The sequence below is a fragment of the Sphingobacterium composti genome, assembly GCF_009829075.1.
In the GTDB taxonomy this organism is placed as follows: Bacteria; Bacteroidota; Bacteroidia; order Sphingobacteriales; family Sphingobacteriaceae; genus Sphingobacterium; species Sphingobacterium composti.
This window is the reverse complement of record NZ_WUQZ01000012.1, coordinates 20684-34544: the sequence shown is the minus strand read 5'-3', so window position 1 is coordinate 34544 and position 13861 is coordinate 20684. Positions and strand designations below refer to the sequence as shown.

Below are 13861 nucleotides of genomic sequence, written 5' to 3'. Positions count from 1 at the left end.
TTTAAAGTTTAGTATTGTTTTTGATTAAATGCTTCAATCGCTTGACGAACATTTCCAAATTTCTCCAATAATTCTGTAGCTAATAATTCCTCAGCACCTGTCTCCGCCATCACCATACGCACACCACGTCCTACTAATTTGTGGTTAGACAATTGCATATCTACCATCTTATTACCTTTCACACGACCTAATTGGATCATCACCGAAGTACTGATCATATTTAAGACTAATTTTTGTGCTGTACCTGATTTCATGCGTGTAGAGCCCGTAACGAATTCTGGACCCACTATTACTTCTACTGGATATTTTGCAATTGCAGCAATTGGTGATCCACCATTACATACAACGCATCCAGTTGCTATACCACGAGCATTTGCTTCTTGTAATCCACCGATAACATATGGTGTAGTACCCGAAGCTGCTATACCGATAATAATATCATTTTCTGTGATTACATACTCATCTAAGTCTTTCCAAGCTTGCTCCATATCATCTTCTGCAAACTCTACTGCTTTGCGGATAGCTGTATCACCACCAGCAATAAGACCAATCACCCAATCAAAGGGTACTCCATATGTTGGTGGACATTCTGAAGCATCCAAAATTCCTAAACGGCCACTGGTACCCGCACCTATATAAAAGATTCGACCACCCTTTTTCATACCCTTTACAGCTACTTCTACTAATGCCTCTATTTGAGGAATAGAACGCTCTACTGCTAGAGGCACTGTTTTATCTTCGTTATTAATATTAGTAAGTAGCTCTAGGACAGACATTTTGTCCAAATCCTGATAATTCGAATCCTTCTCTGTTGTATTAACCATCTAAATCGAAATCTTAATTTTTGTTATAATATCGTAAATATGCAACTTTTTTGCAAAACACGCAAAAAAACGCAATCATAATTTTGTTAGCGGTACGAAATTATAATTTTTTAAGAGCAAATCATCTATGATTTCTTCCAGTCTATTATATAATTTATCTGTACGACGCTTATCTGTACCAATATGTATCAGAATAATAAAACCATTTAATCCATTTTCTTTTTCATAATTATATAATTGGTCTAAAATTTTGTCAGAAGACATATAGCGCACGCCCATTTCTGGATAGGTATAATCGGCAGGAGTACGCAATCCTGGTGTAAAATTGTATACTTCAAAACCAATTTCGGCAGACCAATCTACAATTTTTTTATTGTACCATTCATATGGCGCGATAAATATATCTCCACTTTTTATTCCGATTTTTTCTAAACGCTCAACGTTTTTTTCTAAATCATTTACAAATTCACTTTTAGACACCAACATACTATCACGATTTTCCCAAGGGGAGTATAATAGATGCTGATCCGAATGTGGCCCAATAAGATGCCCTTTTCTTGAAAGTCTCGTGAGCAGTTTCGCTGATTTTTTGTCTTCTATGAATTTTCCTGTAACAAAAAATGCTCCTTTTATATTTTTCTTTTCTAATACTTCGCTAATATGTGGTAATCCATCACGAAATTCGTCACCAGTAAAAACTAAACTAACATTTCTTTCCCCTGGATTACCACGTACTACTGCACCAAATTTATCTACTATCTTTTTTTTTTACTTTCAGCCTCTTTTGCAGACAATAAGTAGATCAAAGATGCTGTTCCATCCATTGTGGGCTCGTTGGTACTGTAATCTCCAAAATCGTCATGGTAAACCACAAGATCACTTTGAAACTCCGCGTACTCATCTGGTTTTAATAACTGAATTCCAATAAGATTATTGTACGTTCTTGCATAAACTGGTCCATCTACTAACCCCCCATCAATCGGCATATTATGCAAATAGGTAAACGATGAGTGTGGATACACAGGAGTATCTCCATCTGCTGGTAAACCAACTACCATACTTGTACCCCAAGGATTTACACCAAATAACCAGTCAAAGTTTGCTTGTTCTAACTCATCATATTGTGTATCGCCAGTTAATTGTTTGTACCAATAAGCTTGGATTGCAAATGATGTTGTTAAGTTATTACTGCACCAGATATAAGGCACGCCACGGTAAAACATATTTTCTTTTGCTCTATTCCACACATATTCAATCCCATCCTGGTAGTATTTAAGGACTTCTTTGCGCTGTTTGCCTTGTGCAACTTTAGCTAATTCATAATGCCCCAAGTTAATAAATGGATAATATTGATAATGATTAGCCGTATCGCGAATCATCCACGGCGTAACAGGTTCTTGACGCGCAAAATTCAAACTTTTATTAAGATAAGATGGATCTTTTTTCAATGTATACATCATCACTTCAGCCAATTCCATATCATCTACCCAATTGTCCTCTGCGTATATATAAGGAGATTTAACAGATACTGTTTGAGTTACGCCCGGTTTGATGTAAGCATAATCGTAAGCTGTTTTAGCCTTTTCTTTTAGAGTTTCTGCATAATCTTTATGTGAATTTTTTAGCAGATGATATCCCAACGAAAAAGCGCTAGTAAATTTTGCGGCAGTAGAACTTGTACCTGTTGTATTATTCATGAACTTACCACGTTGTTGTGGATTGCCATCTATGAAATAAACTGGACGTTCGTGTCCTCTACCATAAAGAGAATCCAAACCTGGCAGTCTATAACCAGAATGATCACGATCATCTGCGATCTGATTGAACATCATATTTGGCTTTGGGTGCATTTTCAACAACCAATCCAATCCCCATTTTGCTTCATCCAACACATCTGCAATTCCATTTTTTCCATCCAAACCATTTGCTTGCTTTTCATCAGAAAATACCTGAGGAAAATCGCGGTATGCAGCTAACAAATGAAAAGTAGCGTTAGCAGAAGTAGTAGAATATTGCAAATAATCTGACGCATCATGCCAGCCTCCGCCAGCATCTATGTGTGTACTATCTGGCAACCCTACGGAAGAGGCATACATTGTGAAGCCGTCGTGAGTGTGGCAACTGTCCTTCAAATAAGGATTGAACAAGGTACGCTGTTGACGCATATATCGCAACGCGAAATCCGCCGTTCCCTTATACACATCCTTATTAATTTTTATAACTGGAGATTGTGTCCCGTCATCTGTTTTAACAAAATAATTGCCAGGCTTTTTTACGGCAGAAATATCTAACCTTGCGCCTTGATCAAAAGGACCATATTTACCAAAGACTTTGTTGACTTTACCTTTATATATGGATTTATTTGTTTTCGAATCAATGACTTCAAAAGAATTTATCTTCTTATCACCTTTCGCAACCCACACAAGTACTTTCTTACTTTCAGGCAAATACCCCAGTTGATTGACCCGAATCCAAGACTGCTGTTGGGCTGAAACTATATTGATAGAAATTAGCAATAATAAAAAGGTCGTAATAGCATTCATATTTTTAATAGGAGATTAATTTTGATTTCATGTAGTAGAAAAAACTTAAATGAGAGAGTTTGCTCTCTCATTTAAGTTTTACCAATTGATCGTTTGGGTAAGTGTATACCCACGATCTTTGTATTCGTCTATAAGAAGTTGACTGATGGGAGCCAAATAGTTACGATTTTGCACAGCCAATCTAGTTGCATAATTTCTTACTACATAGTAGCCGACCATTTGCGCATCATTAGTACCATCATAAGTAATGATTTGTCCTGCCGCATTTTTAACTTGAAGTATATTTTTATATGTCGCAGCTATTTTGCCAGGATTTGCTTTATCACGCAAATCCACATTCCCAATAATCCAAGCTCCTAATCTATAGTCTTCGGTTGGGAAATTGAGGTAATCTAATTTTTTCCATCTTCTAATGTCTTGAATACGCGCATATTCAAAAACAAATTCCATTCGTCTTTCGCGACGGATTTCCCACATTAATGGAGTCACATCAGCATCACGCTCCGGATCATTTGGCAGACTTGATAAAAGCAAAGGAGCTGTCTTTGTAACACCTTTCGCCGTAGCCACAGCGTCTAAAGGTCGTGTACGAATAGCATTAATTGATTTATCCAGATCGCCTTGTGTTACCGCAGCACCGCCATAAAATTCGGCCAATATTTGTTTCGCCTCAATCCAGTTTAAAACAACTTCCGCTAATCGAACTATTGGAGCATCATTTGTATTTGTATTTGATCCCCATTTCGCCGGATAGCTTGATCCAATATAACCTAGAGCTTCTCTTCCAGCAAATTTATGCGCATATACCAAAGTTCCCGAAGCTGATGTATTTACCGTATCCATGAAAGTAGCTTCAAAGCGCGGATCTCTTGTTTTTGCTAAATTTTGTAATCTAAAGCTACTTGCATTAGGCGTAACGGAATTTTGCCAAACTTTACCATCTATACAGATAAAATCCTTTAATAAATCCAAATTTGCTGATCTAGCTTGCGATTCTGTACCATTACTGTATGATCCTACCGCATGCCGTACTGCCAATGCATCATCATATATTCTGTGGAAAATGACCTCAGAATTGCCCGCTAGATTTTCGGACGCAAACAAACTTTTAAAATCAGCGCCAAAAGACCATTTCCCACTATTCATCACATATTGAGCTGCATCCCGAGCCAATTCCAAGTATTTTTTAGCACGTGTACCATCCAGATTATGGTATTTCTGCCAAGAGCCCTCAAATAGCATCAAATTAGAGATTAATGCTGCTGCAGCGTAACGATTCACATATCCTGTACCATCACTTTCACGCATATTATCCAATACAAATTTGAAATCATCGTAAACTTTATCCATGACCTCACCACGTGCATCGCGTGGTTTGTACATGACATCAGGGCTATCTACTGCGACCTGCTGATCATAATATGGAATATCGCCGAAATTACTCACCAGCCTTGAATACTCATATCCACGAAAAAATCGGCCAACGGAAGTCCAATGTTTAAATGCTTCTTCCGAGATATTTGGCTTTGCGACATTTTCCAATCTTGAAAGCAATAAATTTGCTTTTCTAACCCAATAAAAGTTCCAGTTAGGACCTGGATGCTCTAAACGTAAAATCGTGGGTGTAGCCGTTGTAGAACCTCCAGTGCCTGTCGGGATGGTTCCCAATAAATTAGCTTGTGCGCCCTGAGAGGTTAGATCATCAGAAAAATTATAACCTGTTAAAGGAGCATATGCTGTTCCGAAAGCAGTATTATACCCTACAAAATAATTTGGGTAAAAATCATTTGCGAATAACCTAAGATCATTTTCATTTCTCCAATAATTATTTTCAGTATCGGGAATCTTTATTAATTCGGGACGTTCCAATAGGCTATCACAACCCATCAGCGTAAATGCTGACCCCAGCAATAATGTATATATTATATTTTTCATGTTGATATCATTTAGAATGTTAACTGTAATCCAAAAGATGCACTTTTAAACGTCGGTACACCTACCCCTGTTCTTCCAGAGTTATAATTACTTGTATTGAAAATTGAATATCCAGAAACCTCTTCAGGGTCAATTGGTAGACCTCTTAAATTATCCCAAGTGAAGAAATTTTCGAAAGATGTGTAAATTCTCACCTTGCTCAATTTAGCTCTTTCAGTCAATGTAATTGGCAATGTATAACCTAACGACAACGTTTTGATACGTAAATAAGACATATCCAACAAGTATTTACTTTGCACTTGCATATTATTAATATCAGCAGTCCCGCCATTACTATAAGCTGCTGGATAATACGCTCCTGTGTTGTCTGGTGTCCAATAATCATCTACAAAAGTAGCCGGCATTGCGCCATCTGAAACGTGCCATCCCGCTTGTGCCAAGAATCCTTGTCCCCATACTTCGCGTTTTCCTACACCTTGAAAGAAAACAGAAAAATCTACACCTTTATAATCTGCACCAACTCTTAGACCATAATTGAATCTAGGTGTGGTATTACCAATAATCTTTCTATCGCCAGGATTGTCGACTGTTCCGTCACCATTATCAATTTCCCCGTCACCGTTCAAATCCTTGAATTTCACATCACCTGGACCAAAATCAAAATTAGCTGAGTTTTCTAATCTTGATTGATATATAGGTTTACTGCCATCTGCATTATCTTTTAGCAAATAAGCTTTTCCCCCACCACTGGTATTATATTTTGTCATCTCTGGGGTTAAAGTCACCAATTGTGGTTTTCCATCTGCGCCTAAAACAAAATCATCCATTTGGTATAATCGATCTGTTTCATATCCCCAAATATCCCCATACACAGAACCATCATACAATGCGCCTGTCACACGAGATGGTGTATAACCATATACACGAGATTTTGCATCATCAAAGTTTGCTCTCAGATTAATACCCAATCCATTGTCGAAACGGTGATTATAATCTAAAGCAATTTCGTATCCCTTTGTTACCAAAGAACCTCTATTGAGAACTGGTGCAGTACCTCCAATTGTCCAGGTAGTACCGTCTAAAAGACCAAACATATTATTTGTAGAACGTTTGTACCACTCTACAGTCAATCCTAATTTATTATTCAAGAATCTCGCATCCATACCGCCATTCAGCGTTTCAATATCTTCCCAATAAACATTTGGGTAGCGAAGAGCAGGCGAGCTAACTGTTACAACTTTAGCGTTACCTGCTATCCAAGTGCTTTGCGAGGGCTCCATATTAGCAACATATAAATCATTAGGTACAGATTGATTACCAATCACACCCCATGATCCTCTGAATTTTAGGAAACTAATAACTGGCTTAAGTGATTCCATAAATGATTCTTCCGAAACAACCCACCCAGCTGACATCGAAGGAAACCACCTCCATTTTAAATCCGTAGGAAATTTGGAAGAACCATCATAGCGAATATTTCCCTCGAAAAGATATTTATTTTTAAAGGCGTAATTTACACGACCAAAATATCCCACTTGTGCTTCCCAATACTCACCACCACTACCGGTAATCTCACCAACAGCAAGATCAAATTGAGGATTCGTAATGTCCAATAAATTGGTACGTTGAGTCCAATGGTAATTACCATGGCTTGTTACTATATTGGTACCTAGGATAAATTTAAAATGATGATCTGCATTGACATTCCAATCATATGTAGTAAATGCATTGAGTGTATGTTTGTATTCGTCTTCGGAACGTTGATAGATATGATCCGGATTCGAGCCATTCGCAGTGTACGTCTCATTGATCAAATCGTAGGCTAACATAGCTCCAGGAGAGCCAGCGGCTACCACTTCACCATCAGAATTTACATACACAGAATTACCGCTAGCGTCTTTACGCTCTCTAGCAGCTACCCAACTGTTAGCACCAGTAAAACGCGTACCATTTCTATCCCATTTATAATCCTCATTAGTATAAGTATAATCGATATCAACTTTCCAATTACTTTTTAACTTTAAGGTAGTACCAACATTTGCATTTACGTAGGCGCGTTTCATCGCAGCATCATTAGCAAATTCATTTTCACTCCATGGACTTCGAATAGGGTTTCCTAATTCATCGTATCCCATTGGATATAAAGAACTCCAGCGGTAAATATATAGCCATGGATCGGCTGTCGATGAATTAGTCGCATATGGGTATGATTTCGTTCTCTTCGAATACATCATACCACCTCTCATTGTCAAATAATCAGTCAATTCTGTAGATAAACGGAGTCCAGCATTATAACGTGTGAAATTATCCATATTACCTGGCTTAATCATTCCACTTTGATCTACAGCAGCAAAAGTTGTGCTGTACTGCGTTTTACCAGAGGTACCAGACACAGAAAAATTATGTGTATTGGTAGGAGCCCATTCTCGAACCATATATTCATATGGATCATAAGTTCTTAATCCATACTTCCTTCCTGGAACAGCCGGATCTACATACCAATCTCTACCATACACTGTTGGATCATTAGGACCCAACTTACCTCCGTACTTATTTTCCCATTCCAGTGCCTTTTCATAACTATTTTTATCTAATGCATAAAAAGCCCCATATACTGTGCCTCCAACGCGTTCGAGCGCATCTATTGAATATTTCAACGCATTAATAGTTCCCATTTCAAACTTCTTGTATGGGTTTTGAAAAGAGAAATTATTAGAATAATTTATACTCGGCTTTCCTGCCGCTCCTGTTTTTGTCGTAATCAATACTACACCAGTAGCTGCTTTAGCACCGTATATTGATGATGCGGCAGCATCTTTTAGGACGGTAATAGATTCTACATCATCAGGATTAACATACAGAATACTTGGAATTTCCACATTGTCCAACAAAATTAATGGTGAACTACTTCCTGTAATAGAGGCCACAGCACCCCTAATTTTAATAACTGGGTCAGAACCAACTTCCCCACTTGGAATAGTCACATTAAGACCAGGGGTAGTCCCTTGAATAGCTCTACCCACATCTACCACAGTCCTGCCTTCTAAATTCTCTTTAATATTAACCGTCGAAACTGCTCCGGTGACATTACCCCTTCTTTGGGTACCGTATCCGACAACTACCACTTCATCTAACGAAGTACCCTCCTCATCCAAAGCAATATTCATAGTCGTGGAGGAGACAACAACCTCTTTGGATGAATAACCAATGATGGATACCCTAAGTTTAGAACCGATACTCGCTGAAATTGAAAATCTCCCGTTCTCATCAGTTTGTGTTGAGGAACCTCCTGGTATGGATACTGTTGCGCCTACAACAGGTCCAGCAGTACTAGTTACAGTACCCTGAATTTGTTGTTGATTAGGAAACTTAGAAAGGGAGGATGATAGGCCCGTAGAAATATCTACTCTCTTATTCATATGTATAAAAGCAAATGAAGGAAGAGACATTCCTAGAGCAATTGAAAATAGTACCAATTTTCGCATAGCCTTTAATTTAAGTTTTTTATATAGGTTAGTATTTATATGTTAATTTAAATTATGCATAAATACGCATTAAAGCAAAAATATTTTTCAAGTTAATGCGAAATATTATTAAAAGTATGCAAGAACGTGTAAAAAGATTCAGTAGCTATGTTACAATTGTAACAAAAAAAGCGAGACTAAATCTCGCTTTTATATTTAATTTGCATATCTAATAAGTTAGTTTGACGATTTTTCCATCCATTGTACTTGCAATAATATATTTTTTAGTTACCAAAGTCGGATTAACCATGCCATTCGAGATTTTGTACTGCCAAAATACATCACCTGATTTCGGATCTACCGCAGACACTAATCCAGAATTATTAGGTACCACAACCAAATCCTTATTGCTATAAATTGCTGAAGGAGTCAATTCATACGGTAATTTCAACTTTGATTTCCAAGTAATATCCATTTTATCAGCGTTAACTGGCACACCAATCAATTCTCCGTCCATAGTCTTAGCATATACCACTTTTTTATCAAAAGACAAGCCCATAGATTCACGTACACGTTCATTTTCTTTTTTCTCACGCCAAATAACTCTTCCTGTTTTCAAATCTAAAGCCGTCATAAAACGGTCCGGAGCTACAATAAACACGCGATTATTGGCTACAACTGGATAACAAGCTGCTGCAGAAAACATTCTATTAGCATGACCATTATTCCACTCCCATATTAACTTTCCTGTATTAACATCCAACGCATAAAATCCATTACCCCATGAACCAAATATTACTTTGCCATCTGCGATAGTGGGTAATGTAGATACATAATTTTTAACTTGATCAAAAGTCCAAACCAACTTACCTGATTTTAAATCTATACATCTAAAAATCCCATCAGACGCGCCGATATACACCTTTCCTTTGTAAATATTTGGAGAACCTAATACCGCATGATTTGCTTGAACTTTCCAAAGTTCTTTACCAGTCTTGCTGTTTACAGCATAAATATAATTGTCCGAAGAGCCAACAACTACTATTCCATTTGCAACCCCTGGAGTTGAATAGATCTTTCCATTAGTTTTGAATACCCACTCTCGTTTACCTGTTTGAATATTCAAAGCGAATAGCTCACCAATAGTATTCGCTGTGAAAGCTAATTTACCATCTGAACTTATACCAGCACCCAAATCACCATCGTTAATATATTCCCATTCTACCTTTGCTTGTGAGGTATTATTTACAGAAAAGTCTGGTCGTTTGTAATTACTATCAAATGATAACTTTTTCAAAGGCAGCTTCAGCCAAGCATTTTGCGTTGAAATACCTGGATTTCTTTCTTGGAAAAATACCGAATCATTCGTTAGAGTAATAATATTATATCCCCCTACATCTGCTTTAGCACGAAGATTTGATCGGCTCATCACACCAGGAATTCCATCCCAATCGTACAACTTGTTAATATGTCCATGTCCACATAAAGCAAACTGAATATTGCGTGTTTGTAAACGATCTACTAATTCGTACCAATTATTCAATGAAGAATCCAATGGGTAATGATTAATAGAAATTAAAGGAATATCTTTATTAGGATTGGCTTTAAAAATACTATCAATCCAAACTAAATTTTCGCGTGGAATCTGACCTGGACTCATACGCATATTTGGTCCAGATGTGGTTCCGACAAATTGATATCCTTTATGTTCGAAAAAGAAAGCTTCGCCACCAAATACTTTACGAAATGAATTAGCCCCACTTTCAGACCAATTGCTATCATGATTACCCGGAACAATGTATAAAGGAAGCTTTAATTGATCCAAAATTTGTTTAGCCAATTTCAGTTCTTCATCAGATCCGAATTCTGTGACATCACCAGATAGTATCACAAAATCAATATCCTGCTGATTATTTAAATCGGCTACAGTTCGTCTCAAATCTTCTTCGCTAGAATGCCCCCCAATATGTGTATCGGTAATCTGGGCAAATTTGAAAGACTGTTGGGCAAATACTGCCGAAAGGCAAAAACTAAATGCTAGTGATAATAAGATATTTTTCATAGATAAAATAAAAGGGTATTTTAAAGATACCCTTTTTACTTTTTTAAATTATTATTTTTTCTCTATTGTATTCGAAGCTTTACTTTCGACGTGATCTACATTCAATGCCGTAACACAATAATGTCCATTTTTTGTTACCGTCATCTTATTTGATGATGTCACGCCTACCAATTCTCCTTCTGCTGTCAAACTACTAAAGTAATATACCGCAAAACGAATATTACTACCTGAACCAGTCCAACTCAATTCATTTCCAATCAATTTTGCATTAGTCGGAGCTACAGGCACAGTTGCGACTTCACGTCCAGCAAATGGCATTAGCACATCTTTGGCATACAATTCAGCCAATTTGTTGGTAATACCTATTCTATTCGCAAGTATATCTCTGGAGGAATATATAGCAGAACCGACTGTATACCTGTTGTTTCGAACCAGATTGAATTGGTTTACCAACTCTTGTACATTCTGAAACTTCGCTCCCCCATCTGCAGCACCGAATTTATAGTAACCATGACCAATGACAACTTGAGCTTTGCCTCTAAACTGTGTCCAATCTGCCAAATTCCGTTCAAAAGGATTTGATGAATTCCCTATCTCTTGGTACAATTGAGGAATCAAAATATCAACCCAGCCTGCTTGTGTCCATTTCGGCAAATCTGCATATAATGTATTATAATTGTAACTTCTGCTCGCGGCTGGAGAAATTGAAAATACAACTTCTGGCTTATGAGTTTTAATAGTATTAAAAATTAATTCTATCGCTTTATCTACGTTATCGCGTCTCCATGCATTTTTATCTGTAAATGTTCCTTTTAATTTATTGAAATCATCATCGTCCGATTTCATCGTACCCGCACTTGATGGATCTGGATAGAAATAATCATCCATATGCAAGCCATCCACATTATATTTTGTAATCAAATCCTTAACTATATCCGACAGACGTTGTCTTACTTCTGGCAATGCAGGATTATAAATCTGAATCTTTTCGTGATCCACCACCCAATTCGCTGGAACAGAACTATGCAATGTAGGATAAGCAGTAGCAGTGCTAGCACGTGTGGCAATACGGTAAGGATTGATCCAAGCATGAAATTCGATACCTCGTGAATGAGCTTCATCCAACATAAATTTTAACACATCATAGCCTGGGTCCTTACCACGAGTACCTGTGATATTACCGCTCCAAGGTTCATAAGGCGAATTGTAAAAGGCGTCGCCCATACCGCGTACTTGTACGATAACGGCATTAAATTTCAATTGCTTCAATCTATCCAACAGATCGGTATATTGCTTTTTCTGTGCGGCCATCTCTTTGGATGTTGGCCAATCTATACCCCAGACGGTAGCAACCCAAGCTGCCCGCATCTCCTTACGCGGCAACTTCAATTCTGTTGTTGGCGGATTAGGACTGGGTGTAGGATCTGGAGTTACACCGGGAGTATCAGAATCTTTACTACATGCATTAAATAATAATGTTGAAGCAAATAATATTAAAGCATAAATTGATATCTTTTTCATTGAAAATATTTATAATGGTCAGAAAAAAGGGCATCTTACTTATGGAGTATAAGTTAAGATGCCCTTTATATATTAATAATTAATATTATAAGTCGTTGATATGAGCATCAAATTCAATGATTGCAAAACCACCTGTTGTAGTAGCACCATAGATCATTAATTTTGAATCCTTACCATCTGCATCTTTTACAATATGATATCCTGCTTGTGTACCTGGATTAATATTTACACCCGTCAAAATATTGTACGAAAACTCTGCTGGAGCATTCTTACCGCTGACTGCTGACTGATCCAAGGCAGTCAATGCGTCAACAATGGTTTCTCCCTTAGTGATATTATACAGCTTCAAATCAGCTCCTGTAGTAGGTGCATTTCTTGGAACTGTAATACCTAATAAATATCGCTGATCATTAAAGGTAAAAATCTTAATATCAGAAATACTTCTAGGAAGTGTATTAGCTCCTAAAGTATACAATATTGAACCTGCATTGTTTACCAAAGAAGGAGCTTGACTATGTCCAGAGATCATATAATCCTCAGTTCCTTTGATATGCGAATAATGTCCCCATTGCTCATAGTTAATTCTTGGCTTAATAACTGTGACATCAGATCCGTCTTTGTAATTTGTTATTTTAACACGGATTATGTTACCATCACCAGACATTGTATAAGCAAAACCATTTCCATTATCATCAAGATCAACTGAAAGTGCATCGCCGTGTCTAGCTGTTAACCCAAAGTCACCAAGAGCAATATTTGCAATAACATCTGGTTTATCAGATGGATTAGCCCAATGGTAAATTTTCAAAGGACCTGATAAATTAGCTACATATGAATGTCCATTAATCTGAGCAGCCATGCTATATGGGAATGTTCCCCCCGTCACACCTTCGGTATTTAATAGGATTGGCTCGACAATATTTTGCTTCAGTTTAGCAACTTCTAACAAATGTAAACCTACACCACTTCTTTCTGCTACTAAAACATAATTTCCATCGAAACCTGTACCTCTAGTATTGGCTGTTGCAAATGAAGGATACATAGGATTTCCAAAAGGATTTAACGAGTAATCGTAAACTTCAGTTGTTTCTAGATTGATACCACGTAATACCACATTGTATCTCACAATAGCTTTGTACTCTTTGAAGCGAGGTGAGTTTACAACTTTTAAATAAACTTCCTTTTGCGTTTCGCCTGTAGTATACGGAAGAGCAAAAACATCTTTTTCTAATTTAGCTCCATCAGACAATACCGCTTCAAATTTTACATTTTGTAAATCTGATAATGTGTCTAATTGAGGAAATTTAATTGTTTTTGTCAATTCATTAATTTCACCTTCTAGTACCTGATCACCAGCAGGACCGGCATTTACAATACGGATCTCTTTTAAATCTGTAAAATTATCTGATTCTACATTGCCCGGAAAATCTTCAGAGCAAGAGGTAATTGTTGTTAGGCCAACTAAGCCCAACAACATAAAACCTATAGAACTTTTTAAAATCTTTTTCATAT

Annotated in this window: 8 protein-coding genes; all 8 read right to left on the bottom strand. The window is 37.2% G+C overall.

What is annotated here, in order from left to right:
- Nucleotides 1-8 precede the first annotated feature (8 nt).
- Nucleotides 9-824 (bottom strand): N-acetylmuramic acid 6-phosphate etherase, encoded by an 816-nt coding sequence (gene murQ, locus GOQ17_RS09415; protein WP_159637093.1) that lies wholly within the window; start codon nt 822-824, stop codon nt 9-11.
- Between the two features lie 75 nt (nt 825-899).
- Nucleotides 900-1583 carry a polysaccharide deacetylase family protein gene (locus GOQ17_RS16400; RefSeq protein ID WP_236537114.1) on the bottom strand — a complete coding sequence of 228 codons (684 nt, stop codon included), beginning with the start codon at nt 1581-1583 and terminating at the stop codon, nt 900-902.
- Entirely contained in the window at nt 1580-3367 is a 1788-nt protein-coding gene (locus GOQ17_RS09410; RefSeq protein WP_236537113.1) for a glycoside hydrolase family 9 protein, read from the bottom strand. Before GOQ17_RS09410 ends, GOQ17_RS16400 begins: the two co-directional genes overlap by 4 nt.
- Before the next feature lie 78 nt (nt 3368-3445).
- Nucleotides 3446-5302 (bottom strand): RagB/SusD family nutrient uptake outer membrane protein, encoded by a 1857-nt coding sequence (locus GOQ17_RS09405; protein WP_159637092.1) that lies wholly within the window; start codon nt 5300-5302, stop codon nt 3446-3448.
- 11 nt (nt 5303-5313) lie between these two features.
- Nucleotides 5314-8721 carry a SusC/RagA family TonB-linked outer membrane protein gene (locus GOQ17_RS09400; RefSeq protein ID WP_236537112.1) on the bottom strand — a complete coding sequence of 1136 codons (3408 nt, stop codon included), beginning with the start codon at nt 8719-8721 and terminating at the stop codon, nt 5314-5316.
- A gap of 274 nt (nt 8722-8995) precedes the next feature.
- Nucleotides 8996-10828, bottom strand: a complete 1833-nt coding sequence (locus GOQ17_RS09395; protein ID WP_159637090.1) for an outer membrane protein assembly factor BamB family protein — start codon at nt 10826-10828, stop codon at nt 8996-8998.
- A 51-nt stretch (nt 10829-10879) separates the two neighbouring features.
- Nucleotides 10880-12349, bottom strand: coding sequence for a glycoside hydrolase family 10-like protein (locus GOQ17_RS09390; RefSeq protein WP_159637089.1), 1470 nt, complete (start codon nt 12347-12349; stop codon nt 10880-10882).
- A gap of 85 nt (nt 12350-12434) precedes the next feature.
- Entirely contained in the window at nt 12435-13859 is a 1425-nt protein-coding gene (locus GOQ17_RS09385; RefSeq protein ID WP_159637088.1) for a DUF4623 domain-containing protein, read from the bottom strand.
- Between the last annotated feature and the right edge of the window lie 2 nt (nt 13860-13861).